At 71.5% G+C, this 24,988-nt stretch carries 22 protein-coding genes; 10 read left to right on the forward strand and 12 right to left on the reverse strand.

Annotated elements, in window-relative coordinates; translation table 11 throughout:
• Positions 1-42: 42 nt before the first annotated feature.
• The 4 genes from xylA (at position 43) to M3666_RS11770 (ending at position 5,006) form a co-directional block, all read left to right on the forward strand.
• Complete coding sequence (gene xylA, locus M3666_RS11755) at positions 43-1,236, forward strand: xylose isomerase (protein ID WP_066652452.1); 1,194 nt, start codon at positions 43-45, stop codon at positions 1,234-1,236.
• Positions 1,229-2,734 (forward strand): FGGY family carbohydrate kinase, encoded by a 1,506-nt coding sequence (locus M3666_RS11760; protein WP_251155296.1) that lies wholly within the window; start codon positions 1,229-1,231, stop codon positions 2,732-2,734. Before xylA ends, M3666_RS11760 begins: the two co-directional genes overlap by 8 nt.
• A 114-nt stretch (positions 2,735-2,848) precedes the next feature.
• Positions 2,849-3,838 carry an acetylxylan esterase gene (locus M3666_RS11765; RefSeq protein WP_251155297.1) on the forward strand — a complete coding sequence of 330 codons (990 nt, stop codon included), beginning with the start codon at positions 2,849-2,851 and terminating at the stop codon, positions 3,836-3,838.
• Positions 3,839-3,998: 160 nt separating this feature from the next.
• Positions 3,999-5,006 carry a helix-turn-helix domain-containing protein gene (locus M3666_RS11770; RefSeq protein ID WP_251155298.1) on the forward strand — a complete coding sequence of 336 codons (1,008 nt, stop codon included), beginning with the start codon at positions 3,999-4,001 and terminating at the stop codon, positions 5,004-5,006.
• On the opposite strand, the gene M3666_RS11775 is transcribed toward M3666_RS11770, so the two are convergent.
• From M3666_RS11775 to M3666_RS11805, 7 genes are all read right to left on the reverse strand, one after another.
• Entirely contained in the window at positions 4,964-5,536 is a 573-nt protein-coding gene (locus M3666_RS11775; protein ID WP_251155299.1) for a TetR family transcriptional regulator, read from the reverse strand. The genes M3666_RS11770 and M3666_RS11775 overlap by 43 nt on opposite strands.
• A 118-nt stretch (positions 5,537-5,654) precedes the next feature.
• On the reverse strand, positions 5,655-5,828 hold the full coding sequence (locus M3666_RS11780) for a hypothetical protein (RefSeq protein WP_200884131.1): 174 nt from the start codon (positions 5,826-5,828) through the stop codon (positions 5,655-5,657).
• Between the two features lie 378 nt (positions 5,829-6,206).
• The gene (locus M3666_RS11785) at positions 6,207-7,364 is read right to left on the reverse strand and encodes a GAF domain-containing SpoIIE family protein phosphatase (RefSeq protein WP_251155300.1); all 1,158 of its coding nucleotides are present in this window, start codon (positions 7,362-7,364) and stop codon (positions 6,207-6,209) included.
• A 164-nt stretch (positions 7,365-7,528) separates the two neighbouring features.
• A complete protein-coding gene (locus M3666_RS11790) occupies positions 7,529-9,901 on the reverse strand; it encodes a glycoside hydrolase family 3 N-terminal domain-containing protein (protein ID WP_251155412.1) in 2,373 nt (790 codons plus the stop codon).
• Positions 9,902-10,083: 182 nt separating this feature from the next.
• Positions 10,084-10,977 carry a carbohydrate ABC transporter permease gene (locus tag M3666_RS11795; RefSeq protein ID WP_066652437.1) on the reverse strand — a complete coding sequence of 298 codons (894 nt, stop codon included), beginning with the start codon at positions 10,975-10,977 and terminating at the stop codon, positions 10,084-10,086.
• Positions 10,977-11,996 (reverse strand): carbohydrate ABC transporter permease, encoded by a 1,020-nt coding sequence (locus tag M3666_RS11800; RefSeq protein WP_058728968.1) that lies wholly within the window; start codon positions 11,994-11,996, stop codon positions 10,977-10,979. Before M3666_RS11800 ends, M3666_RS11795 begins: the two co-directional genes overlap by 1 nt.
• A gap of 2 nt (positions 11,997-11,998) precedes the next feature.
• Positions 11,999-13,297, reverse strand: coding sequence for an ABC transporter substrate-binding protein (locus M3666_RS11805; protein WP_066652430.1), 1,299 nt, complete (start codon positions 13,295-13,297; stop codon positions 11,999-12,001).
• A 158-nt stretch (positions 13,298-13,455) separates the two neighbouring features.
• On the opposite strand from M3666_RS11805, the gene M3666_RS11810 reads away from it, so the two are divergent.
• Positions 13,456-14,484, forward strand: coding sequence for a LacI family DNA-binding transcriptional regulator (locus M3666_RS11810; protein WP_066652428.1), 1,029 nt, complete (start codon positions 13,456-13,458; stop codon positions 14,482-14,484).
• A 753-nt stretch (positions 14,485-15,237) separates the two neighbouring features.
• On the opposite strand, the gene M3666_RS17110 is transcribed toward M3666_RS11810, so the two are convergent.
• Positions 15,238-16,224 carry a helix-turn-helix domain-containing protein gene (locus M3666_RS17110; RefSeq protein ID WP_251155301.1) on the reverse strand — a complete coding sequence of 329 codons (987 nt, stop codon included), beginning with the start codon at positions 16,222-16,224 and terminating at the stop codon, positions 15,238-15,240.
• 121 nt (positions 16,225-16,345) lie between these two features.
• On the opposite strand from M3666_RS17110, the gene M3666_RS11820 reads away from it, so the two are divergent.
• Both M3666_RS11820 and M3666_RS11825 read left to right on the forward strand, forming a co-directional pair.
• The gene (locus M3666_RS11820; RefSeq protein ID WP_209683845.1) at positions 16,346-16,792 is read left to right on the forward strand and encodes a MarR family winged helix-turn-helix transcriptional regulator; all 447 of its coding nucleotides are present in this window, start codon (positions 16,346-16,348) and stop codon (positions 16,790-16,792) included.
• Positions 16,793-16,953: 161 nt separating this feature from the next.
• Positions 16,954-17,106: a hypothetical protein gene (locus M3666_RS11825; protein WP_209683848.1), complete on the forward strand. Its 153-nt coding sequence runs from the start codon at positions 16,954-16,956 to the stop codon at positions 17,104-17,106.
• A gap of 135 nt (positions 17,107-17,241) precedes the next feature.
• Here M3666_RS11825 and M3666_RS11830 read toward each other — a convergent pair whose 3' ends face one another.
• The 4 genes from M3666_RS11830 to M3666_RS11845 form a co-directional block, all read right to left on the reverse strand.
• The gene (locus M3666_RS11830; protein WP_081984659.1) at positions 17,242-18,090 is read right to left on the reverse strand and encodes a carbohydrate ABC transporter permease; all 849 of its coding nucleotides are present in this window, start codon (positions 18,088-18,090) and stop codon (positions 17,242-17,244) included.
• Complete coding sequence (locus tag M3666_RS11835; RefSeq protein ID WP_251155302.1) at positions 18,090-19,016, reverse strand: carbohydrate ABC transporter permease; 927 nt, start codon at positions 19,014-19,016, stop codon at positions 18,090-18,092. The genes M3666_RS11830 and M3666_RS11835 overlap by 1 nt, the downstream gene beginning before the upstream one ends.
• Positions 19,017-19,069: 53 nt before the next feature.
• A complete protein-coding gene (locus M3666_RS11840; RefSeq protein ID WP_066652411.1) occupies positions 19,070-20,389 on the reverse strand; it encodes an ABC transporter substrate-binding protein in 1,320 nt (439 codons plus the stop codon).
• 161 nt (positions 20,390-20,550) lie between these two features.
• Entirely contained in the window at positions 20,551-21,570 is a 1,020-nt protein-coding gene (locus M3666_RS11845; RefSeq protein ID WP_251155303.1) for a LacI family DNA-binding transcriptional regulator, read from the reverse strand.
• 247 nt (positions 21,571-21,817) lie between these two features.
• On the opposite strand from M3666_RS11845, the gene M3666_RS11850 reads away from it, so the two are divergent.
• Genes M3666_RS11850 through M3666_RS11860 form a run of 3 tightly spaced genes read left to right on the forward strand, consistent with a single transcriptional unit; the run spans position 21,818 to position 24,952 of the window.
• Positions 21,818-23,056 (forward strand): sugar ABC transporter substrate-binding protein, encoded by a 1,239-nt coding sequence (locus M3666_RS11850; protein ID WP_066652409.1) that lies wholly within the window; start codon positions 21,818-21,820, stop codon positions 23,054-23,056.
• Positions 23,057-23,114: 58 nt separating this feature from the next.
• Complete coding sequence (locus M3666_RS11855; RefSeq protein ID WP_066652406.1) at positions 23,115-24,065, forward strand: carbohydrate ABC transporter permease; 951 nt, start codon at positions 23,115-23,117, stop codon at positions 24,063-24,065.
• Positions 24,062-24,952 carry a carbohydrate ABC transporter permease gene (locus M3666_RS11860; RefSeq protein ID WP_209683854.1) on the forward strand — a complete coding sequence of 297 codons (891 nt, stop codon included), beginning with the start codon at positions 24,062-24,064 and terminating at the stop codon, positions 24,950-24,952. Before M3666_RS11855 ends, M3666_RS11860 begins: the two co-directional genes overlap by 4 nt.
• Positions 24,953-24,988 lie beyond the last annotated feature (36 nt).

The following is a 24,988-nucleotide window of genomic DNA, read 5'->3' on the forward strand; positions in this document are numbered from 1 at the left end:
GGCGCGGCAACATTTTGTTTCGACGACGAACGGTGATCCACCATGGCAACGACGCCCACCCGCGACGACAAGTTCTCCTTCGGTCTCTGGACCATCGGCTACAACGGCTCCGACCCGTTCGGCGGCCCGACCCGTCCCGCGCTGGACGTGGTCGAGGCGGTCGAGAAGCTCGACGAGCTCGGTGCCTACGGCCTGACCTTCCACGACGACGACCTGTTCGCGTTCGGCTCGACCGACGCCGAGCGCCAGGCGCAGATCGACCGCCTCAAGGGCGCGCTCGACTCCACCGGCATCATCGTGCCGATGGTCACGACGAACCTGTTCTCGGCGCCCGTCTTCAAGGACGGCGGCTTCACCTCGAACGACCGGAACGTCCGTCGCTTCGCCCTCCGCAAGGTGCTCCGCAACCTCGACCTGGCCGCCGAGCTCGGCGCGAAGACGTTCGTCATGTGGGGTGGCCGCGAGGGCTCGGAGTACGACTCCGCCAAGGACGTGCAGGCCGCCCTCGAGCGCTACCGCGAGGCCGTGAACCTGCTCGCCCAGTACGTCACCGACAAGGGCTACGACATCCGCTTCGCCATCGAGCCGAAGCCGAACGAGCCCCGGGGCGACATCCTCCTGCCGACCCTCGGTCACGCGATCGCCTTCACCGAGACGCTCGAGCGTCCGGAGCTCTTCGGCATCAACCCCGAGGTCGGCCACGAGCAGATGGCGGGCCTGAACTTCACGGCCGGCATCGCCCAGGCGCTCTACCAGGGCAAGCTCTTCCACATCGACCTCAACGGGCAGCGCGGCATCAAGTACGACCAGGACCTGGTGTTCGGCCACGGCGACCTGCAGAACGCCTTCTCGCTCGTCGACCTGCTCGAGCACGGCGCCCCGCAGGGCGGCCAGGCGTACGACGGCCCCCGCCACTTCGACTACAAGCCGAGCCGCACCGAGGACATCACCGGCGTCTGGGACTCGGCGCAGGCGAACATGCGCATGTACCTGCTCCTCAAGGAGCGCGCCCAGGCGTTCCGCGCCGACCCCGAGGTGCAGGAGGCCCTGTCCGCCGCGAAGGTCGACGAGCTCTCGACGCCGACGCTGAACAGCGGTGAGTCGTACGACGACTTCCTCGCCGACCGCTCGGCCTACGAGGACTTCGACGCCGACGCGTACTTCGGCGGCAAGGGCTTCGGCTTCGTGCGCCTGCAGCAGCTCGCGATCGAGCACCTCATGGGCGCTCGTGGCTGACGTCGTCGAGCGTCGGCTGGTCGCAGGGGTCGACTCGTCGACCCAGTCCTGCAAGGTCACGGTCCGTGACGCGGCGACCGGTGCGGTCGTCCGGGAGGGGCGCGCGTCCCACCCGGACGGCACCTCCGTCGACCCCCGCCACTGGTGGGACGCGCTCGGCACCGCGATCGCGGACGCCGGCGGGTTCGACGACGTCGCCGCCGTCGCGATCGCCGGGCAGCAGCACGGCATGGTCGCGCTCGACGCCGACGGTCGCGTGGTCCGCGACGCACTCCTGTGGAACGACGTCCGCAGCGCCGACGCGGCCGCGCAGATGGTCGAGGAGCTCGGCCGGGAGGCATGGGTCGCCCGGACGGGTCTGGTCCCGGTGGCGTCCTTCACCGGCACCAAGCTGCGGTGGCTCCGCGACGCGGAGCCCGACAACGCGGCGCGCGTCGCCGCCGTCGCGCTCCCCCACGACTGGCTGTCGTGGCGACTGCGCGGGTACGGCCCCGCCGACGAGAGCCCGCTCGGGCCGGACCTCGACGCGCTGGCGACCGACGGTTCGGACGCCAGCGGCACCGGCTACTGGGACCCGGTACGCCGGGAGTACGACGCGGAGCTGTTCGAGCAGGCGCTCGGGCGTCCCTCACGGGTCGCTGCCGGACCGCACGACGGCGACGCGCACGCCGACGGCGACGGCCCGGTCGTGGTCCCGCGGGTCGTGGCGCCCGACGAGGCGATGGGCACGCTGGCGTCCGACGTCGAGCTGCCGGGCGGCGCCGTCGCCCGCGCCGGTCTCGTCGTCGGCCCGGGGCTCGGCGACAACGCCGGGGCAGCGCTCGGCCTCGGGCTCGGCCCGGGTGACGTCGCGGTGTCCCTCGGGACCAGCGGGACCGTCTTCGGCGTCACCGACACCGAGGTGACGGACCCGAGCGGGACCGTGGCGGGCTTCGCCGACGGGACCGGGTCGCGCCTCCCGATCGTCACCACGCTCAACGCGGCCCGCGTGCTCGAGGTGATCGGCGGACTCCTCTCCGTCGACCACGGCGAGCTCGGCGAGCTGGCGCTGCAGGCGCCGGCAGGGGCGGACGGGCTCGTGCTCGTGCCGTACTTCGTCGGCGAGCGCACCCCGAACCGACCGGATGCCACCGCCTCGCTCGTGGGCATGACGCCCGCGACGACCGACCGGGCGCACCTCGCCCGCGCCGCCGTCGAGGGCATGCTCTGCGCCCTGGCCGACGGCCTCGCCGCGGTCGAGGCCACCGGCGTGCAGGTGTCGCGGCTGCTGCTGATCGGCGGCGCCGCACGGAACGAGGCCGTCCGGGCCGTCGCCGCGCAGGTGTTCGGCCGCGACGTGTCGATCCCGGAACCGGGCGAGTACGTCGCCTCGGGTGCCGCTCGACAGGCCGCGTGGGTGCTGACCGGGAGCCTGCCGTCGTGGGAGGTCGCCGCGACGGTGGTGCCCGCGGACCCGCACCCCGAGGTGCTCGAGCAGTACCGCGCCGCCGCACGCTGATGCGCTGAGGCGCGTCCACCTGGTGGAATCGGGCGTACCCGGTCGGACCTCCCGACCAGGTACGCCCGTTCCGACCAGGGACACCCGGAACGACCCACCACCAGCAAGGACCCCATGCCGCTCACCGACCTGCCCCTCGACCAGCTGCGCGCCTACCGCCCGACCGTGCGGCGACCCGACGACCTCGACGCCTTCTGGACGGCCACCGTCGCCGAGGCGCGGGCGGCCGGCGCCGGGACCGAGCCCGTGCTCGTCCCCGCCACCACGCCGGTCACGGCGCTCGACGTGCAGGACCTGACGTTCCCGGGCTTCGGCGGCGACCCCGTCCGCGCCTGGGTCTCGCGGCCGGCGGACTCGACGGGCGACCTGCCCGCCGTGGTCGAGTTCATCGGCTACGGCGGTGGTCGCGGGCTGCCCGGCGAGCGGGTCGCGTGGGCGCTCGCCGGGTACGTGCACGTCGTGATGGACACCCGCGGGCAGGGCAGCGGCTGGGGAACCGGCGGCGACACCCCCGACCCGCACGGGTCCGGCCCGAACGGTGGCGGGTGGATGGCGAGCGGCATCGCCTCGCCCGCCGAGCACTACTACCGGCGGGTCTACACGGACGCCGTCCGACTCGTCGACGCCGTGCGGACACTGCCGGGCGTCGACCGGGACCGCATCGCACTGACCGGCGGCAGCCAGGGCGGGGGCATCGCGATCGCGGCGGCCGCCCTGGTCGAGGCACACACCGCGCCGCTCGTCGCCGTGCTGCCCGACGTCGCGTTCCTGTCCGACTGGGAGCACGGCACCGACGTCGCGACCGGCGGCCCCTACCTCGAGCTCGCCCAGTACCTCGCCGTGCACCGGGACGCGGTCGACACCGTGTGGGACACCGCGGCGTACTTCGACGGCGTGAACCTGGCCGCAGGCATCACGGCCCCGGCGCTGTTCTCGGTCGCCCTCATGGACGACGTGGTCCCGCCGCGCACGACCTTCGCTGCGTACAACGCGCTCGCGTCGACCGACAAGCACATCGAGGTCTACCCCTACAACGGCCACGAGGGCGGCGGCCACCGGCACTGGGAGCGGCAGGCCGCGTTCCTCGCTCGGCACCTCGGCTGACCCGCAGTTAAAGTTAACAACGTCGGACCGGCGACGATGAATTTAACGCCGCAACGCCGCAACGCCGCAACGCCGCAACGCCGGAACGCCGCAACGCCGGAACGCCGCGACGCGCACTGCACCACTGGTCCTCGGCGAGGAGGCGCAGACTGGTCCGCGCATGCGAACCGATCTCCGCACCCCCACCGCCACCGAACAGCACGGCGCAGCGGTCGACGACGCCGTGGAGCTGTTCGAGGGCGTCTACAGCAGTCACGACATCAACATCGGACAGGCGGTCTCCGAGGGGTTCTCGTATCGGTACCGCGCGGTCGGCGACGACCAGGTGACCACCGCGACGTCAGCGGTCGCGGCGCACCGCTGGGGCACGATCAACCCGGGGCGCCAGTACACCCTGGCGTGGGCGACCGGGCCGGGCATGGTCCTCGACACCGACCGCCGTGACCGGATCACCATGCGGCCGAACGTCCCCGTCATGTACCCGGCAGGACGCCCGTTCACCTTCGACGCCGCCCCCGCGGTCCAGCACGTGATCCGCTTCGACGGCGCCTTCCTCGAGTCCGTCTCGGCTGCGGTCCGCGGTGACCTCCCCGGCCCGCTGGACCTGCGCGCGGAGGCCGACCCGGACGCGCTCCCCGCACTGCGCCGGACCATCGCGGGCGCCGCCACGACCCTGTGGGACCCGGGCGCCGACCCCGTCGTCCGCTCGGTGCAGCACCGTCGCGTCGCCGAGGCCGTCATCGGGGCGTTCGACGTGACCGCTGCGTCCGGCGTCACGGCCGCAGGACGGGGATCGGTGCGGATCGCGCAGGAGTGGATCGCCGCGAACGCGCACCGCCCGCTCACCACTGCCGACGTCTGTCGCGCCACCGGGCTCAGCGCCCGCGGGCTGCAGGCGGCGTTCCACCGCGTCGGAGCCGCGAGCCCGATGCAGTTCCTGCGCGACGTGCGACTGCACCGGGTCCGTGCCGCGCTCGAGGCCGGGGACCCGACCACCACCACGGTCTCCGAGGTGGCGCAGGCGTGGGGGTTCGCACACCTCGGCCGGTTCGCGGGGACCTACGCCGGCGCCTTCGGCGAGCGCCCCTCGGACACGTTGCACCGCAGGGCCCGACGGGACACCGGTCAGTCGCCGAGCAGCGCTCCGACGGCGTCCACGACGACCTGACGGCGGCGCTGCGGCACGACCGCGGCGACCGGAGCGGACGCCTCGGGCTGGAGCGTCGACCAGACCTCCGCGAGCTGGACGACCAGCCCGTAGAGCACCGCGGGGCGGAAGCGCCGCGGGAGCACACCGGCGCGCTGTGCCCGCTCGACCTCGGCGACGGCGTCGGCGTACTGCTCGGCGAGCGCCTCGATCGGTGTCTCCGGCCGCTCGAGCCGGTGCCAGGTGGCGAGACGCTGCACCCAGGGACGCTCGACCAGGACGTCGTGCAGGCGTCCGGCCCACGCCGCCAGGTCGGCCGTGTCGAGCGGCGCGGCCTCGTGCACGGCCGTCAGCTCGCTCGTCAGCAGCGCGTCGAACAGGCCGTCCTTGCCCCCGAAGTAGTGGAACACCTGCGCCTTGTTGCTTCCGGCGTCTGCGGCGAGGCGCTCGATCCGCGCCCCGCCCAGCCCGTGCGCAGCGAACTCGTCGCGGGCGGCGGCGAGCAGGGCCGCACGCATCGCGTCGGCAGCGGGGGGTGTGAAGCGGGCCATGCCCGACACGGTACCGATCCGCGGCCCGGTCCCGCAGGCGACGCGGCGACCGGGGACGCAACGGGAGGCCCGTGGCGGCGTCGCCACGGGCCTCCCGTGCGTCTCGTGCTCGGGTCGGCTACTCCGCCGTCTCGTCGTCCTCTTCGGGGTTGAAGTGCGAGTCGTCACCGGCGAAGCCGGCGGCGACGCCCTCGGGGTGCGCGGGGATCGTGCCGTCCTCGCCGAGGCCGTCGGCCTTCTCGGTGCCCTCGGGGTCGTTGGTGGTGTCGCGGGGGTCGTGTGCGTCCGACATGGCGTGCTCCTTCACGGTGTGAGGAGTGCCACGGTACCCACGCTCCCCCGGGGTTCCCGGAGCGAGGTCGGGTCCCGGACCTCCCGGTGCGGTCCGCGGCCGTGTAGCCTCACGAGCACCGACACCGGGAGGGGCGTCATGGGGCACTCGGACGACGACCGACCGTGGGGTGACGACGCGTTCGAGCATCCGCGGAAGCGCGGGTGGTTCGCGACCGCGGTGAGTATCGTGACCCGCTCCGTCACGGCCGTGGGCGCTGCGAGGAACGGCGGCCAGTCGCCGCGACAGCTGCCGCTCGACCCACCACCGGGTCGGTACGACCACCGCCCCTGACGGGGTCGAGCGACCACGGTGACGGACCGCCTCGGCGCTGCGCGGTCAGACCCGGCCGAGGACGACGACCGTCACGTCGTCCTCGGCCCGCTCGGCCGCACGCAGCCGCACCGTCTCGAGGAAGGCGTCGACGCTCGACGCGGCGCGCAGGGTCCGCGCGAGGTCCAGCAGGGTGTCGATCGTCCCGTCACCCAGGTCGAGCGCGCCGTCGCTCACCACGACGAGGGCGTCCCCGGGCTCCAGGACCGTGGTCGACGCCCTGCGCCGTGCACCCTCGGCGTGCAACCCCAGCGGCAGCCCGTGGGACCGGAGCACCCGAGGCGTCCCCGCCGCCGGCACGTGCACCGCCAGCCCGTGGCCCGCGTCCACCACGTCGACCACGCCGCTGGCCGGGTCGAGCCGGGCGTGGAACAGTGTGGCGAAGGCGCTCGCACGTCCGAGGTCCTCGGCGAGGGCGGGTTCGACGGCGGCGACGGCGGCCACGGGCGCGACGCTGCGGTGCTGCCGGAGGGCGGCCCGGATCCCGGCCGCGAGGAGCGCGGCCGGCTGCTCCTTGCCCATGACGTCGGCGAGCGTCAGCACGAGGTCGCCGTCGACGACCGACCAGTCGTGCAGGTCGCCGCTGAGGTCGCCGTAGGGCACCGTTGTGCCGGCGATCCGGTAGCCGTCGGGCGCGACGGTGCTCGGCGCGAGTGCGCCTGCGACCTCGAGCAGGCGGTCGTGGTGCAGCCCCTGGGCGAGCGCGCGCTCGGCCCAGTGTCCGAGGTCGATGAGCGCGGCGGTGTCCTGGGGTGAGAAGGCGCGCGGTCGCGTGTCCATCAGGCAGAGCGTCCCGACGGGCTCCCCACCCGCGATCGTGAGCGGGACGCCCGCGTAGAACCGGATGCCGCGCCGTGTCACGCCCGGCAGGTCGGCGGTCCGGGGGTCGGCCGTGGTGTCCGGCACGACGGTCGGCTCCGTGTGCTGCACCGTCAGCTGGCAGAAGGACCACCCGACCGGTCCGGAGACGATCTCGTCGGGCACGTTCGGGGTGAGGGTGTGCAGCAGGTCGTCGTCGAGCACGTTGACGTACGACAGCGGCACGTCGAAGACCTCGCGCGCGACCCGGACGATGCGCTCGAAGCGCTCCGACGGTGGCGCGTCGACGACGTCGAGTGCCGCCACGAGCGCGCTGCGCACGCGTGCCTGGTCGTCGGTGCTCACGGGTGTCGTCCTCCTCCTGGTCCACCGGGGCCGCGGTGCGTGGTGGCGCACCGTGACGCGGTCCCCGTGGAAGACTCGTTCCACGCTACCGGCCGGACGTCGGAACGCACGCGGACGCCGCCGCGGAGGCCCTGATCCGGACACTCCACGGCGGCGTCGGCAGCTCAGACGGTCGTCCAGGTCACGGTGCGCCGGTCGGCCAGCGTGACCTCGTGCACGGCGCCGGTCAGGCGCACGACCGCACGGTCCGTCGCCGACCGGGGGAACTCGTGCCGGACCGGTCCGTCCCCGGACGCGACGATCCCGCCCGTCTCCACCGGGCCTCCCGGCCGCGACGCCGCCGCGTCGGACGCGACCCACACCTCGACGTCCCCCGGCTCGACCACCTTCCGCATCGCGCGGTCGGTGAAGGCGAACCGCTGCACCGGCACGTCGAACCGCACCGTGACGCACTCCCCCGCCGCGACCGCGACCCGGGCGTAGCCGAGCAGCTGCGCGACCGGGCGCGTGATCGACGCGTGCGGGTCGTGCCCGTAGAGCTGGACGACCTCGACGCCGTCCCGGTCGCCGGTGTTCCGCACGGTGACCGACGCGGTGAGCGCTCCGTCCGTGGACGCGGTCCCGTCCACCGTCAGGTCCTCGTACGCGAAGGACGTCCAGGTCAGGCCGAAGCCGAACGGTCGGACGGGCGTGGAGTCCGTCGCGGTGACGTCGGACGGTCCGCCGAGACGAGGGTGCAGGTACGAGTACGGCTGCGCGCCGGCCGACCGCGGCAGCGAGACGGGCAGGCGGCCGGACGGCGCCGCGGCACCGGTGAGCAGGTCGGCGATCGCGGTGCCGCCCTCCTCGCCCGGGAAGAACGCCTGGACGACCGCCGCGGGCTTCGGCTGGTCGCCGTCGAGTGCCCAGCCGATCGCGTACGGACGACCGGTCAGCAGCACGACGACGGTCGGCGTGCCGGTGGCGACGACGGCCTCGACGAGCTCGCGCTGCACGCCCGGCAGGTCGAGCGACTCGGAGTCGTTGCCCTCGCCGACCGTGCCACGACCGAACAGGCCGGCCTGGTCGCCGACGACGACGACCGCCACCGAGGACTCCCGCGCGACCGCCACCGCCTCGGCGAACCCGGCGCGGTCCTCACCCTCGACCTCGGCACCGCGGGCGTACCGGACCGTGTCGGACCCGAGCGCGTCCTGCATCGCCTCGAGCACGGTCGGGATCGCGAAACCGGCCTCCAGCCCGGTGTGCGTGGCCAGCACGTGGTTGGCGAAGGAGTAGCAGCCCTGCAGGGCCTCGGCGCGGTGGGCGTTCGGGCCGATCACCGCGACCGGGCCCTGCAGGTCGGCGCCCGGGGTCGGGGAGACGGGGGCTGCGGCGCCACCGTCGAGCGGCAGCACGCCGTCGTTCGAGAGCAGCACGAGCGACTCCGCCGCGAGCCGCCGCGCGAGCGCCCGGTGCTCCGGCGAGTCGAGGTCGACACCGGTGGGCGGTTCGTCCTCGAAGACGTCCGGGTCGAGCAGGCCGAGCCGCTCCTTCTGCCGGAGCACGCGCAGCACGGCGCGGTCGACGAGGGCCTCGTCGACGAGTCCGCTGCGCACCCGCTCGACCAGCGGCGCCAGGTAGGCGTCACCGGTCGGCAGCTCGACGTCGATGCCGGCGGCGAGCGCCGTCGCAGCGGCCTCGCCGCGGTCACGGGCGACGCCGTGCATGACCTCGAGGAACGCGACGGAGAAGTAGTCGGCCACGACCGTGCCGTCGAACCCGAGCCGGTCGCGCAGCAGGTCGGTGAGCAGCGCGGGGTCGGCGGCGACGGGGACGCCGTCGACCTCGGCGTACGAGTTCATGACGCTCCGCGCGCCGCCGTCGACGAGGGCCATCTCGAACGGCGGCAGGAACACGTCGGCGACCTCGCGCGGTCCGGCGTGGACCGGGGCGTGGTTGCGGCCGGCGCGCGAGGCCGAGTAGCCGAGGAAGTGCTTGAGCGTGGCGTCGACGCCGGCGCTCTGCACACCGCGGACGTACGCGGTACCGACGGTGCCGACGAGGTACGGGTCCTCGCCGATGCACTCGTCGACCCGTCCCCAGCGGGGGTCGCGGACGACGTCGAGCACGGGCGCGAGGCCCTGGTGGACGCCGAGCTCGCGCATCGAGCGGCCGATCACGGCGCCGACGTGCTCGACGAGCTCCGGGTCGAACGACGCACCCCACGCCAGCGGTGTCGGGAACGTCGCGGCCTTCCACGCCGCGAGCCCGGTCAGGCACTCCTCGTGCACGAGCGCCGGGATGCCGAGGCGGGTCTCGCGCTTCAGCCGACGCTGCTCCGCCCACAGCCAGGCGGCGCGCTCGTCGGGCTCGACGGGACGGGTGCCGTACACGCGGGTGTACTGGCCGAGGCCGTGCCGGGTGACGTCGGTGAGCGTCGTGCCCTGCTGGGCCGCGGCCATCTCGCCCTGCATCGGGGCGACGACGCCGTTCTGGTCGAGCCAGTAGCCGACCAGCTGCGCGGTCTTCTCCTCGAGGGTCATCGCGGCCAGCAGCGTGGTGACGCGGTCGGACGCGGTCGCGTCCGTGACGTGCCCCGGGTCGGACGGGAGGCCCGTGGCGGCGTCGCCACGTCCCTCCCGTCCGTCACGGGTGGCGGCGGGCCGCGGTGCGGACGTGCCGCGTGCCGCCTGGCCGTCGGTGGTGCCGTCGGTGGTGACCGTGTGGTCGAGCGTGGTCACCCCTTCACCGCCCCGGTCAGACCGCCGACGATGCGCTTCTGGAAGATCGTGAAGAACACCAGCGCGGGGATCATCGACATCGACGTGAAGGCGAGCACCTTCGCCGTGTCGACGGAGTACTGCGACGAGAACGCCTGGACGCCGAGCGGCAGCGTGTAGGCGGCCTCGTTGTTGAGGATGAACAGCGGCAGGATGTAGCTGTTCCAGCTGCCGATGAACGCCAGGATGCCGACGGTCACCACACCGGGCAGGGACAGCGGGACGATCATCCGGAAGAAGAAGCCGAGGCGGCTGGCCCCGTCGATCGAGGCGGCCTCCTCGAGCTCGTCCGGGATCGCCCGCAGGAACGGCACCAGGATGATGACGGTCGTCGGCAGGGCGAAGGCGATCTGCGGCAGGATCACGCCCGCCAGGCTGTTCGTGAGACCGAGGTCCTTGACGAGCAGGTAGAGCGGTGTGATCGCGACCGTGATCGGGAACATCAGGCCCGCGGCGAACAGCGCGTACACCGCACCGCGACCCCGGAAGGAGTAGCGGGCGAGCACGAAGCTGACCATGAGCCCGAGCACGACGACGCCGAGCGTCGTGGTGACCGCGCTGATCGTCGAGTTGCCGAGCTGCTGCCAGAAGATCCCGCTCGACAGGACCGATCCGTAGTTGCCGAACTGGAACGGTGCCGGCAGACCGGCCGGGCTCGTCGTGATCTGCGAGTTCGTCCGGAACCCGCCCAGCACGATGTAGAGCACCGGGGCGAGGTTCGCGGCGACGAACAGGATCGCGACGACGTAGGTCAGTGGGCTCGCCTGGCCGAGTGCTGCGCCGGACTTCCGTGCCCGGGCACCGCGGCGGCCGGGGGCGACGAGGTTGGTGGTGGCGCTGGTGACGGCCATCAGTGCTTCCTCTCGGTGATGGCGCCGGCGGTGTCCCGACGGAGCACGAAGTGCTGGTAGACCAGGGCGACGGCGAGCGAGATCAGGAACATGACCACCGCGACGGCACTGCCGAAGCCGTAGTTGCCCGAGGTCCGGCCGTTCGCGACCATGTACGTCGCCATGGTCGAGGTCCCTGCGGTCGACGAGATGTACTGGCCCCAGATGATGTAGACGAGGTCGAACAGCTGGAGCGAGCCGATGATCGACAGGAACGCCCAGATGCGGATGGTGGGGCCGAGCAGCGGCAGGGTGATGCGGCGCTGGATCTGCCAGTAGCTCGCACCGTCGATCGCCGCGGCCTCGAAGAGCTCCTCGGGGATGCTCTGCAGACCGGCCAAGAACAGGATCACCGCGAAGCCGATGTACTTCCACGAGATGATCGCGAGGAGGCTCCAGATGGCGATGTCCGGGTTGGACAGCCAGTCCTGACGGAGTCCGCCGAGTCCGATGCCCTGCATCAGGTCGTTCACGGCGCCGTTCGACTGCAGCATGAGGCTCCAGCCGGTGCCGACGATGACCTCGGAGATCACGTAGGGCACGAAGACGAGCACGCGGACGAGTCCGCGGCCGCGCATCTTCTGGTTGAGCAGCAGGGCGAGGACGATGGCGATCGGGCCCTGGAGCACGAGCGACATCACGACGATGAAGCCGTTGTGCAGCAGGACCGACTGGAACGCCTTGTCCTGGAAGATGATCAGGTAGTTCTGCAGCCCGACGAAGTTCGTCGGCGGGCCGTAGCCCTGCCACTTGTAGAAGCCGTAGTACGCGGCGAGCGCCACCGGCAGGATGACGAACGTCACGAAGACGATGACCGCGGGTCCGGCGAGGACCGCGATCTCGACGCGCTTGCGCCAGTCGGCGACGCGCTGGGCGGTCCGCCGGGCGGGGAGCGGCGAACCGCTCCCCGCCGGGGACGTCCCGGGAGCCGTGCCCGACGCCTTCGCCGGGGTCGTGCCGAGGGAGGTGTCGAGCGCCATGATCAGCCCTTGGCCGCGGCCTGATTGGTGGTCTCGACGATGTCCTTCGCGCTGCCCTTGCCGGCGAGCAGGTCGACGACGCTGGTGTTCAGCGCGTTGCCGACGTTCTGGCCGTACAGGGTGTCGAGGTACTGCGAGACGAACGGGGCCTCCTGGTAGGCGGCGAGGGCCGTCTTCAGGTAGGGCTCGGACACGACGGACTGCGCGTCCTTGTTGACGGGGATGGCGTTGAAGGCCTTGTAGTACGCCTCCTGGTTGTCCTTCTGCACGATGAAGTTGAGGAAGTCCGTGCAGGCCTTCTTCGGGGCCTGTGCCGAGCAGGAGTTGCCGTCGACACCACCCATCATCGACTTCGGGTCACCCTTGCCGCCGTCCACCGCGGGGAACGGGAACCACCCGAGGTCACCGAGCGGCTTCGCGTCGGGGGTCAGCGAGGCGATCACGCCCGGGTCCCAGGCGCCCATGAGCTCCATCGCGGCCTTGTGGTTCGCCAGGAGTCCGGCCGAGCTGCCGGCGCCCTGCTGCGCGGCGGTGGTGAGGAAGCCCTGGTTGAAGGGCTTCGTCGCGTTGAAGTCCTCGAGCTGCTGGCCGGCCTTGGTCCAGCACGCGTCGTCGAACTCGAGCGTCTTCGCCGCGTCGTTCAGCGTCTTCTCGCTGCACTCGCGGAGCGCGAAGTTGTAGTACCAGTGCGCGGCGGGCCAGGCGTCCTTCGCGCCGACGGCCACCGGGTCGATGTCCTTGGCCTTGAGCTTGGCGATGTCCTCGTTCAGCTCGTCCATCGTGGTCGGGGTGCCGTCGATGCCGGCCTGCTCGAACAGGTCCTTCGAGTACCAGATGCCCTCGGGGAGCACGGCGCCCGGCATGGCGTAGGTCTTCCCGTCCTTCTCGTACCCGGCGAAGGTGCCCTTGCTGATCGACTGCTTCGCGTCGTCGCTGATCGAGTCGGAGATGTCCATGAGCTGACCGGCTGCGATCATCGCGTCCATCTTGCCGCCGCCGCGCTGCAGGAAGACGTCCGGGCCGTCACCGGAGTTGAGCGCGGTCTGGAGCTTGCCGTCCAGGTCCTCGTTCTGGATCGCCTGGGTCTTGATGGTGACGTTCGGGTACTTCTCCTCGAACGCCTTGACGGTGCTGTCCCAGTAGGCCTTGCCCGGACCGGTGGTCGAGTTGTGCCAGAAGGTCATCGTGACCTTGCCGCCGTCCTCCGACGGGTCGCTGCCGCCGGCGGAACAACCCGCCAGCGTGAGAGCAGTGGCCCCGACCAGCGCGATGGCTGCCGCGGCACGGATCTTCCTCGTCATCGTGGAACTCCTCGGTGTCGTCGTTGACGTTCGCGGCAGTCGATGCCGCTGCGGAGAGCGTGCCAGCTGCTCCACGGGCTTGTCAATCGTTATCGATAACGTTTTCTAACCGTGATCTGTTCGCTGGCGGAACGCTGTTGCGGCGGTACGGTGAGCACATGCAGACCGCCGTCGACCACACGCCCGGACCGGGGCGGGTCACGATCGCGGACGTCGCGCGTGCCGCCGGCGTCTCGATCCCGACCGTGTCGAAGGTGGTCAACAACCGCGACGGCGTGGCGCCCGCGACCATGCTCCGCGTCCAGGAGGTGGTCGAGCGCCTGGGCTACGAGACGTCCCTCGTCGCGCGCAGCCTGCGGAGCTCCCGCACCAACGTCATCGGCATCCTGGTCCCCGAGTTCGAGCCGTTCTCGACCGAGCTCCTGCGCGGCGTCTCGGCGGCGACCACGGGGACCGGCTACGAGCTGCTCGCCTACGCCGGACTCGAGGCCGGCACGGGGCAGCCCGGGTGGGAACGCCGCTCGCTCTCACGCCTGTCCGGAACGCTCATCGACGGCGCCATCGTCGTGACCCCCTCCGCCGCCCTGTCGGGAGCGTCCATCCCCGTCGTCGCGATCGACCCGCACACCGGGCCGGAGGGCCACGCGACCGTCGACACCGACAACGTCGCCGGGGCCCGGGACGCCGTGGACCACCTGCTCGAGCTCGGGCACACCCGCATCGCCCACGTGCAGGGGCGCAGTGACCTGGCGTCGTCGCAGCTCCGCGAGACCGGCTACCGGGACGCCCTCGCCGCCGCCGGCATCGCGGTCGACGAGCGACTCGTGCGCGCCGGTGACTACCAGGAGGAGCGCTCGGCAGCCGTTGCTCACGAGCTCCTCACGCTGCCCGACCGGCCGACGGCGGTGTTCGCCGCGAACGACTCGTCGGCCATCGGCGTGCTGCACGCCGCAGCGTCGCTCGGGCTGCGCGTGCCCGAGGACCTGTCGGTCGTCGGGTTCGACGACGTCCCGCAGGCGTCGACCACGACGCCGCCGCTCACCACCGTGGCCCAGCCGCTCGCCGAACTCGGCGCGAGCGCGGTCGCGATGCTCCTCGCCATGCTCCGCGGCGAGCCCACGAGCGACCACGTGCGCCTGCGCTCGACGCTGCGCGTCCGGAGCAGCACGGCGCCGGCGCACGCCTGAGGCGCGCGGCCGCTGCGCGGCGCCTGCCGTCAGTACGGCGAGCGGGCCACATCCGTCACATTCGGCGCTGCTGGCAACCGATCGCACCCGCCCGACGCACGCCCGCGGCGTGCCGTACCCGCTCAGCCGTCGCGACGGGCCGACGGACAGGTCGACGGACGGGAGGCGCGCGACGACCCGGCACCGCGCCTCCCGGCGGTGCGGCGAGCGGGCAACATCCGTCACGCTCGGCACTGCTGACAACCGAACGCACCCGCCCGACGCACGCCCGCGGCGTGTCGTACCCGCTCAGCCGTCCCGACGTCCCGACGGATCGACGGACGGGAGTCGCGCGGCGACCTGGCACCGCGCCTCCCGTCCGGCGGTGCTCGCCTGCTGCGCGGTGGCGCGAGTCGTCCGCGGAAGCGACAGTGCGCCGCGGTCGGGAGACGGAATCACGTCGTTGCCGCGGCGCGGGCCGCGCCGCTCGCGCCCGCGGCGCCCGCGGCGCCAGCGGCACAACCGACGGCACGTCGCGCCACGGCTTTCCGTGGCGCGACGTGCTCCTGGTGTTGCGTGAGCACGTCGCACCCGCCGACAGCGGCGCAGGCCGCGCCGCTCGCGCCCCTCGCGCCCGCGGCGCCAGGAGCACAACCGACGGCACGTCGCGCCACGGCGTTCCGTGGCGCGACGTGCTCCTGGTCGTGCGTGAGCACGTCGCGCCCGCCGCTGCGCGCTGCGCCGACCGGTGCGGCGCCACCCGCGGCGCAGCGCTCAGCGCCGCAGCGTCTGCTTCGGGTACTCGCCGAAGCGCTCGGCGTAGGACGCCGAGAACCGCCCGAGGTGCGCGAAGCCCCACCGGCGCGCGATGTCCCCGACGGCACCGGCCTGCGGCCCTGCCTCGAGGAGCTCCTCGTGCACGCGGTCGAGCCGCACGTGGCGCAGGTAGGTCAGCGGGGAGACGTCGAAGACCCGCCGGAAGGACTCCTGGACGGACCGCACGCTCAACCCCGCGGCCTCGGACAGGTCGACGATCGACACCGGTTCGGCGGCGTGCGCGTGGATGTACTCCACGGCGGCCCGGAGCCGGGCGTTCCGCGGCTGCTCCAGCACGTCGGGCAGGTCGTCGCTCTGCGGCGGGAACATGTCGAGGAAGACCTCGGCAGCGGTGACCTTGGCGTCCTGCCACGCGTCCGAGTCCGGTCCGCCGACGCGCAGCGCCCGGGACAACGCCGTCAGGGCACCCTGCCAGCGGTGCTCGATCGACTCGTCGGCACCGCGTCGTGCGTCGAACCGCATCGGCCGGTCCGCGATGTCCGACCGCGCCGCGGCGACACGTCGGACGAACTCGCGGTCGAAGTGCACCAGCCGCTGGTCGTAGTCCGCGGTGACGAAGCCGAACTCCTCGTCGGCGGGGAACATCACCGGGGTGTCGTGCAGCATGGGCCAGCGCTCACCGCGCATCTCGAGCTCACCCGTGCCGGTGCTGATCCACGTGACGACGTAGTCGACCGAGCCGACGGGCATCCAGCCCCGGATCTCGCCGTGCATCTGGGAGCGCCGGATGGTGACCTCGCTGTCCCCGATCGCGGTGTAGCGGTAGTCGAACCGCCCGTGGGACGGCACGGCGCTCCACCGCTCCCCCGCGTAGATGCCGCCGAGGTCGCGGACGGCGGTGTCCGGGCGCGTCCCGGACACCTCGAACCGCACCGGTGCGATGGTCTCCTCGGCGCCGAACGCCTCGATCAACGGGTCAGCCACGGCAGGTCCGTCGGCGTGGCTCTGTCCAGATGGCGCATGCTTCCTCGTTATCCGGATACGGTTCTGGGGTGGGTGCCGCGTAGTGTCGCGCACGACCGATGCGCACAGAGGGGGCGACCACGTGAGTGAGATCGACCTGACGGCGGCGATCACCCGGCTCGAGGCCGCGATGGGTGCCCTCCGCGGCCGGCTGCGCGAACGCCTCTCCGTCTCCGGCTCGGACCTCACGGTCCTGCAGTTCGTCGCCCGCGCCGCTGCGGCCGACCGGACGGTCCGGGTGAAGGACCTCGTGTCGCACCTCGGCCTGACGGGCCCGGCGGTCACGGGGACGGTCGACCGGCTCGAACGCGCCGGGCACCTGTGCCGCGTGCCGAACCCGGAGGACGGCCGCAGCCGGTTCATCGAGCTCACGCCGGAGACGCAGCGCGCCTACGCCGCGGCGATGGACAGTACGAACGAGCACCTGCACGAGCTCCTGTCCTCCTTCTCCGAGCGCGAGACCACGCGGTACGTCCGCGTGATCGATCGTGTGATCGAGGCGCTCGAGTACGGCGCTCCGACCCCCTGACGGCAGGCTACGGGCGGCCGAGGACCCTGCTCGAACGTTTGTCCAACAAGCGCAGTTAGGTAACTTCCCGACCTATCTTGCCGGACGCGGAGCCGCTCTGCCCGTACCGTCACCACTGGGTACCCCCACACGGGGGTGGATCAGGGAAACGGGGAGGAACCATGGGTTCGTACCAGTCCGAGCCGGGCATCGACCCGGTGCGCATCGAGACGTTCCGCCGGATGCGCAAGCGGTGGAAGTACGGCGAGCTGCAGGACGTGAACGGCCTGTACGCCGACTTCTTCACCGACACCGCGCGCGACGCACGTCGCTGACGGCACGGCACCGCCCGGGCCGCGACGAGCGCGCACCGGCCGGGTGACGGACGGGAGGCCCGTGGCGGGATCGCCACGGGCCTCCCGTCCGTCACGGGGCCGGCGACCGGTCCGCGGTCACCGAGGCTGCGGACGTCACCCCTTGACCGCTCCGCTGGTGAGCCCGGAGACGATCGAGCGGCGGAACACCAGCACGAGGATGACGATCGGGATCGTCGCGGCGACGCTCGCCGCGAAGATCTGCGCGAACGGCACGGTGAACTGGGTCCCGAACAGGGCGATGCCGACCGGGATGGTCCGGAACGAGTTCTCGCTGTTGAAGGTGAGCGCCATGAGGAACTCGCTCCACGACGCCGTGAAGGTGAACACCCCGACGGTGAAGAGCCCGGGCTTCGCCATGGGCAGGATCACCGACAGCACGGTGCGCCAGGCGCCGGCGCCGTCGATCTCGGAGGCCTCCTCGATGGTCGAGGGGATCCCCTGCAGGTAGTTGCGCATGATCCAGATGGCGAAGGGCAGGTTGAACGCGACGTACGGCACGACCAGGCCCGGGTACGAGTTGAGCAGCCCGAGGTTCCGCTCGAGCAGGTACAGCGGCGTCAGGACCGCGATCGCCGGGAAGACCGACAGCATGAGCAGCGAGGTCATGATCGCCGTGCGGCCCTTGATCCACCGCCCGGCGAGGGCGTAGCCGGCGAGGAACGACAGCGCGAGCACGATGACCGTCGTCGCCACCGACACCACGATGCTGTTCACCATGTACTGCCCGAGGGCGTTGTCGCGGAAGGCCACGACGAAGTTGTCGAACGTCAGCGACTGCGGCACGACGGTCGGCGGCGACTGGGCGATCTCCGACGACGGCTTGAGCGAGGTCGAGACGAGCCAGTAGAGCGGCAGCGCGGTGAGCACGGCGATGACGACACCGCTGACGTTGACGGTGTTGACCCACTTCCGCCAGCCCTTGCGGACACGTTGACGGGGCATCAGGCATCCCCTCCCTTCGCCTGGTTCCGGAACGCCCGCAGGAAGAGCAGGCACCCGACGGCCACGATGACCGCGGTGCTGGTCGCGATCGCTGCGCCCGGTCCGATGTTGATGTCCTGGAAGAGCACCTTGTAGCCCATGATCGCGAGCGACTGGGTCGTGGTGCCCGGTCCGCCGTTCGTCAGCACGAACGGCAGGTCGAAGACGCCGAACGCCTGCAGTACGCGGAACAGGACCGCGATCGTCAGGGTCGGAGCCAACTGCGGGACGACGACGCGCCAGAACGTCTGCCACCCGTTCGCCCCGTCGAGCTCGGCGGCCTCGTAGAGGTCCTCCGAGATCTGGACGAGGCCCGCGAGCAGGATGATCGCCACGAACGGCGTGGTCTTCCAGATGTCCGCGACCATCAGACCCGTGATCGCGGGGACCGGTTCACCGAGGATCACCGGGGCGTCGCCGAACAGCCCGAAGAACCACGTCGCGACGCCGTAGGTCGAGTCGTAGATGTACTTCCACAGCTGTGCGTTCACGATCGTCACGAGCGACCACGGCACGAGGAGCAGCGCGAGCATCCAGCCGCGGGTGACCCCCAGCCGTTCGAGCACCAGGGCGACGAGCATGCCGAGGACGAGCTCCACGGACACCGTGACGACCGTGTACAGCACCGTGAAGCCGAGCGCCCGGTACCAGTCGGCGCTCTGCAGCAGGGCCGCGTAGTTGCCGAGGCCGAAGCCCTGGATCGTGAAGCCGTCGTAGCCGATCTCGACGTCCGCGAAGCTCAGGACGATCGAGTACACCACCGGGAAGATCGTGACCGCGGCGACGACCAGGAGCGCCGGGGCAGCGAAGCCCCACGCGCCCCGGGCACGGACGCGCTCCATCCGCGACCGAGCGCTCGTCGGGCGGTACCCGTCGGGCCTCCTCACCGGAGTCCGTCCCCCGGCCGCACCGGCCGGCGTCCGCGTCGCGGTGCCGGCGCTCACAGCGCGTCCCCGGTCAGGGCGAGCGAGATCGCGGAGGCCATCGCGCGGGTGCCGCCGTCGACGGACGCCTGCCCGCCGAGGATGCTGTTGCCGTTCTGGTACACGCCCTGCGAGACCTTCGGGTAGTACGCCGTCGAGGTCGGACGGGGAACGAGCGTGATGCCCGCCGCGGTGTCGTACGTCGGGCGGTTCTGCCGCTTCGCGTCGTCGCTGACCAGGCTCGCGCTGCGGGCCGGCAGGACACCGCCCTCGCGGGTGAGGAACTGCTGCGCCGTCTCGCTCGACATCCAGGCCGCGAAGGTGAGCGCCGCCGCGGGCTGCTGGGTGTGCGGGTTGATGTAGTTCCCCCACCCACCGATCGTCGAGTGGTGCTCGTCCGTGCCGTCGAACGTCGGGCGCGCGGCGAGACCGACCTTGCCCGCGACCGCGGAGTCCGGCCCGTTGGCGATGCCCCACGCGTACGACCAGTTGCGCAGGAACGCGGCGCGACCGCCTGCGAAGGCGTCGTTCGTGTCCTGCTCCTGGTACGTCAGGGTCGCGCGCGGTGCGGCGCCGTCGGTGATGAGCGACCGCATGAACTCGAAGGCGCGCTTCGTCTCCGAGCTCGTGGTCGCGGGCTTCGTCAGGTCGTCGTTGAGCAGCGAGCCGCCCGCATCGGCGACGAACTCGGTGACGTTGCAGGTGAGGCCCTCGTACACGTCGCCCTGGAACGCCAGCCCGTAGTCGACGTCGCCCGTGTCGACGAGCTTCGCGGCGGTCTCCTTGACCTCCTCCCACGAGCGCGGGACCTGGAACCCGTGCTTGTCGAGCAGGTCCTGCCGGTACAGGAAGAACGACTCGTCGATGTAGAGCGGGAACATGTAGTAGGTCCCGTCGACGCTGGCGGCCAGCCGGAGTCCCTCGGGGAACTGCTCGAAGAAGTCCTCGCCGACGAGCTGGTTCACCGGGGTCGCGAGCTTGTTCTTCGCGAACTGCCCGGGCCACGCGACGTCGCCCAGGTACACGTCCGGTGTCGGGCTCCCCGCGGCGATCTGCGTCGTCAGGCTGGTGCGGTTCGTGTCGGTGTCGCTCGGGGCGCTGACGATCCGCACGCGGATGTTCGGGTGCTCCTTCTGGAACTCCGCGATCAACCGGCGACGGAGGTCACCGCCGTCCTTCGAGGCCACCTGCCCCGCCCACCAGCTGATCGTGACGTCGCCCTCGGGCGGGTCGGTGGGCCACTGCTCGACGGTGGTGCGCTCCGGCCGGGTGGAGCAGCCGGCGAGCAGCAGCACCCCCGTGCCCCCGAGCAGGAAGAGCCTGCGGTCGATTGCCATCCGTCCTCCTCGACGAAGGGTGCGCGAGCACCCGGCGATCACGTGGCACCACAGAACCAAGCGCGCCTGAGCGACCGCACAGGGAGCCTGAGTAGGCGACGGACGGGAGGCGCGGTGCGGGCCCCGCCACGTGCCTCCCGTCCGAGGCATGGCCGCGCTGGTCAGCGGGTGGGTGCGGGGGCCGTCGACTCGGCGGGGCGGAGCACGCAGGGCAGCAGGAAGTGCGGGAGCTCGACGGACGTGCCGTCGAGGCGGTCGATCAGCGCGTCGGCCGCGCGCACGCCGAGCTCGCGACCGGGCGCGATCATCGTCGACAGGCGGGGGTGGTGCTGGTCCCCCGCTGCGGCCGACGACGCGATGCTGAGCACCGAGACGTCATCAGGCACCCGTCGACCCGCGGCGTAGAGACCGACCAGCAGACCGGCGGACGAGTCGTCCTTCATCACGAGCACCGCGGTGACGTCCGGGTCCGCCTCGAGCAGGCGTCGGGCGGCGTCGCGACCGCCCTCGCTCCCGGGGCCGGCGTACACGATCGTTCCCGCACCACCGCGCTCGGCGACCGAGCGGCGGAAGGTGTCCTCGACCCGCAGGTGCGGTGCGTACCCGGCCATCGGTGTGCCCTCGAGGCTCTCGAGCACGAGCCCGAAGCGCCGGTGGTCGAGACCCTGCAGGTGGTCGAGTCCGTCCTCGATGGTGGTCTCGAAGTCGATGTCCACGTACGGCAGCTCGTCCGCGTCGCGCGTCCGGCCGATCAGGGTGAAGGGCACCCCGAGCTCGGACAGCTTGACCACGCGCGGGTCGTCCATCCGCACCTCCATGAGGACGACGCCGTCGACGAGACCGCCGGAGACGAGGTCGTCGAGGTCGTCGCCGGCCGGGTCGACGGGCCAGAGCACCAGGTGGTACCCGCGCTCGGAGGCCCGCTCCGCGGCGTTCATGAAGAACTCGGACGTGGTCGGGCTGAAGCGGTTGCCCGTGGTCGGGAAGAGCAGGGCGATGATCCGCGTCCGCCGGCTGGCGAGCGCGCGCGCCACGACGTTGCCGCGGAACTTCAGCTCGCGCATCGCCGCGGTGACCTTCGCCGTCGTCGCCGGCGTGACGTACTTCGTGCCGTTCACCACGAACGACACCGTCGCGATGGAGACGCCGGCGCGGTCGGCGACCTGCTGCATCGTGGCCATCGGCCCCTCCTGATCGATCGGCACCGTCGGGTTCCGTGCAGGTCCGGCGGCAGGCCGGCGACGGTGCCGTCCTGCTCCGCGTGCACTGCGGTGGTCACGAGCATAGACCCGCACCGGAACCAGAAAAGCGCTTTACAGGTGAAGCGCTTCTCTGTTAGCTTCTCGCCCCAGGACCACCGCGACGACGACGTCAGTGGAGTCGACGCACCGTGTCCTTCCCCGCATCCGCGAAGAGAAGAGCAGTGCAATGAAGCCTGGTTTCCGCTCCACGTCCCGCCGGGGCCGCGCCCTCGTCGGCGCCGCCGCGATCGTCGCGACGGTCCCCCTCGTCCTGGCCGGGTGCTCCGGCTCCGGCAACGCATCGTCGTCCGGCGGCGGCGGCAAGACCCTCACGATCGAGGACTACTACGACGCCAACTACGACCCCGTGTACCAGCAGTGCGCGAAGGACGTCGGCGTCGAGGTGAAGATCAACCACGTCGCCGGCGCCGGCCTCATCTCGAAGGTCCTGCAGCAGGCGTCGTCGCGCACCCTGCCCGACGTGCTCATGCTCGACAACCCCGACGTGCAGCAGATCGCCTCGTCCGGGGCGCTGTCCGACCTCGCCGACTACGGCCTCGACGCGGACGACGACGTCCCCGGCGTGAAGGGCGCGAACACGTTCGAGGGCAAGCTCTACGGGCTGCAGCCGAACACGAACTCCATCGCGCTGTACTACAACAAGAAGCTGCTCGACGAGGCAGGCGTCCAGCCGCCCAAGACGTGGGACGAGCTCAAGGAAGCCGCGAAGAAGCTCACGAACGGGTCGACGTACGGCTTCGCGATGAGCAACATCAACACCTACGAGGGCACCTGGCAGTTCCTGCCGTTCTTCTGGTCGAACGGCGGCGACGAGAAGGACATCGCGACGCCCGAGGCCGCCCAGGCGCTGCAGCTCGTGCAGGACCTGCAGGACGACGGCTCGATGTCGAAGAGCTCGATCAACTGGGCGCAGGCCGACGTCAACAACCAGTTCATCGCCGGCAAGGCCGCGATGATGATCAACGGTCCGTGGCAGCTGCCGGCGCTCAAGAAGGCGAAGGACCTCGAGTTCGACAGCGTCCCGATCCCGACGCGCACCGGGTCCGAGACCGTCGCCCCGCTCGGCGGCGAGGCCTTCACCGTCCCGCAGACCGGGAACAAGGACACGATGCAGCTCGCCGGCAAGTTCGTCGGGTGCCTGAACAGCGACAAGATGCAGGCCGTCCTGGCCGGGGTCAGCGGCAATGTGCCCACCAACATCGAGGTCGGCAAGAAGTGGGCGGAGGACCACGCCGACGTGGCCTCGTTCGTCACCACCGTGCAGACCGCCCGGGCCCGGACGGCCGAGCTCGGACCGGACTGGCCCAAGGCCGCCACAAGGATCTACACCGCCGTGCAGCTCGCACTGACCGGCAAGGCCGACCCCGAGCAGGCGCTCGAGCAGGCGCAGTCGCAGAACCAGTAGCGGAGCCGGGGAGCCGGTCGCGAGACCGGCTCCCCGTTCCCTGACGGAAGGACCTGACATGAGCGCCTCCACGCAGATCCGGCCCCGGGCGACGACGCCCGCGGCCCCCGCCCGCCCCGGACAGCGCCGCGCGCGCATCCGGTCGTCCATCACCCGCTGGCTGTTCGTCGTGCCGGCCGCGGTGTTCGTGGCCCTGTTCTTCGGCTACCCCGTGGTCAAGAACATCCTGATGTCGTTCCAGGACTACACGACGAAGACCTTCTTCACCGGCGAGGCCCCCTGGGTCGGCCTCGGCAACTACATCGCGGTCTTCTCGAGCAGCGTCTTCACGACCAGCGTCGTCAACACCGCCCTGTTCACCGCGGGCTCGATCGTCCTGCAGTTCGTCCTCGGCCTCGGCCTCGCGCTGTTCTTCCGGCGGCACTTCCCGCTGTCGGGCTTCCTGCGCGGCCTGCTGCTCCTGCCGTGGCTGCTCCCCCTCATCGCCTCGAGCGCGGTGTGGAAGTGGCTGCTCGACCAGGACAGCGGTGCGCTGAACCAGCTGCTCGGCGTCGTCGGCATCGGCCCCGTGCCGTGGCTGGTCAGCCCGAGCCTGGCCCTCATCGCCGTCATCGGCGTGAACGTCTGGCTCGGCATCCCCTTCAACACGACGATCCTGTACAGCGGGCTGCAGTCCGTCCCGCCGGAGCTCTACGAAGCGGGCGCCCTCGACGGTGCCACCGGCGTCAAGGCGTTCTGGTACATCACCTGGCCGAGCATCCGGAGCGTCGTGAGCGTGGTCATCGTGCTCGGGGTCGTCTACACGCTGAAGGTCGTCGACATCATCCTCGGCCTGACCGGCGGCGGTCCCGCGAACTCGACGCAGACGCTCGCCACGAACGCCTACCACCAGTCGTTCATCAACTTCCAGTTCGGCATCGGAGCCGCGGTGAGCAACGTGCTCATCGTCGTCTCGTTCGTCTTCGCGATGGTCTACATCGCGATCTCCCGGAAGGCGGTCGACGAATGAGCGTCGGACTCGCGAACCAGACCGTGACCGTCACCCGCGCGATCACGACGAAGCGGAGCGCACGAGCGCCCCGCCCGCGCCGCACCGCGAAGGGGTTGCCGTTCACCATCCTCGGGATCGTGTTCCTCGCGATCATGGTCTTCCCCGTGTACTGGATGGTGAACACGAGCCTCCAGGCGACCTCGGGAGCCGCCACCGCGACCTGGTTCCCGTGGAACCCGACGTTCGCCGGCTACCGGGCGGCCTTCGCCCAGCAGGGGCAGAACTTCGTGTCGAGCATGATCATCGGCCTCGGCACCGTCGTGCTCACGCTGGCGATCGCGACCCCGGCGGCGTACGGCCTCGCCCGGTTCCGGATGCGCGGCACGAAGGTGTTCCTGCTCGTGCTGCTCATCACCCAGATGATCCCCGGCATCGTGATCGCCAACGCGCTGTACACGCTCTTCAACAACGTCGGGCTGCTCAACAGCTACGTCGGGCTGATCCTGGCCGACAGCGCCGTGCAGGTGCCCTTCGCGATCCTGCTCATGAGGGCGTTCATGGAGTCGATCCCGCCGAGCCTGGTCGAGGCCGCGCTCGTCGACGGCGCGAACGACCTGCGTGCCTTCGTGTCGATCGTGCTGCCGATCAGCCGCAACGCCATCGTCACCGCGGCACTCTTCACGTTCCTCGGCGCGTGGGGCGACTTCCTCATCGCGCTCACGCTCACCTCGACCGACGCGGTCCGACCGATCACGCTCGGCATCTACAACTACATCGGCTCGAACGTCACCGACTGGGGACCCGTCATGGCGACGTCGGTCCTCGCGTCCCTGCCGGCGGCCGTGCTCCTCATCGTCGCCCAGCGCTACATCTCCGCCGGTGCACTCGGCGGGGCGGTCAAGTGACGACCGCCCCCGACGTGCTCCACGCCACCCCTCCAG

The organism is Curtobacterium sp. ODYSSEY 48 V2, assembly GCF_023712625.1.
Lineage (GTDB): Bacteria > Actinomycetota > Actinomycetes > Actinomycetales > Microbacteriaceae > Curtobacterium.

Bases quoted from the DNA above. Each gene is read 5' to 3' on its own strand.
- M3666_RS11810 (WP_066652428.1), top strand. From the start codon at position 13,456: ATGCAGACCGCCGTCGACCACACGCCCGGACCGGGGCGGGTCACGATC.
- M3666_RS11845 (WP_251155303.1), bottom strand. From the start codon at position 21,570: ATGGCCACGATGCAGCAGGTCGCCGACCGCGCCGGCGTCTCCATCGCG.
- M3666_RS11805 (WP_066652430.1), bottom strand. From the start codon at position 13,297: ATGACGAGGAAGATCCGTGCCGCGGCAGCCATCGCGCTGGTCGGGGCC.
- M3666_RS11855 (WP_066652406.1), top strand. From the start codon at position 23,115: ATGAGCGCCTCCACGCAGATCCGGCCCCGGGCGACGACGCCCGCGGCC.
- M3666_RS11860 (WP_209683854.1), top strand. From the start codon at position 24,062: ATGAGCGTCGGACTCGCGAACCAGACCGTGACCGTCACCCGCGCGATC.
- M3666_RS11800 (WP_058728968.1), bottom strand. From the start codon at position 11,996: ATGGCGCTCGACACCTCCCTCGGCACGACCCCGGCGAAGGCGTCGGGC.
- xylA (WP_066652452.1), top strand. From the start codon at position 43: ATGGCAACGACGCCCACCCGCGACGACAAGTTCTCCTTCGGTCTCTGG.
- M3666_RS11780 (WP_200884131.1), bottom strand. From the start codon at position 5,828: ATGTCGGACGCACACGACCCCCGCGACACCACCAACGACCCCGAGGGC.
- M3666_RS11830 (WP_081984659.1), bottom strand. From the start codon at position 18,090: ATGCCCCGTCAACGTGTCCGCAAGGGCTGGCGGAAGTGGGTCAACACC.
- M3666_RS11770 (WP_251155298.1), top strand. From the start codon at position 3,999: ATGCGAACCGATCTCCGCACCCCCACCGCCACCGAACAGCACGGCGCA.
- M3666_RS11795 (WP_066652437.1), bottom strand. From the start codon at position 10,977: ATGGCCGTCACCAGCGCCACCACCAACCTCGTCGCCCCCGGCCGCCGC.
- M3666_RS11775 (WP_251155299.1), bottom strand. From the start codon at position 5,536: ATGGCCCGCTTCACACCCCCCGCTGCCGACGCGATGCGTGCGGCCCTG.
- M3666_RS11825 (WP_209683848.1), top strand. From the start codon at position 16,954: ATGGGTTCGTACCAGTCCGAGCCGGGCATCGACCCGGTGCGCATCGAG.
- M3666_RS11765 (WP_251155297.1), top strand. From the start codon at position 2,849: ATGCCGCTCACCGACCTGCCCCTCGACCAGCTGCGCGCCTACCGCCCG.
- M3666_RS11850 (WP_066652409.1), top strand. From the start codon at position 21,818: ATGAAGCCTGGTTTCCGCTCCACGTCCCGCCGGGGCCGCGCCCTCGTC.
- M3666_RS11840 (WP_066652411.1), bottom strand. From the start codon at position 20,389: ATGGCAATCGACCGCAGGCTCTTCCTGCTCGGGGGCACGGGGGTGCTG.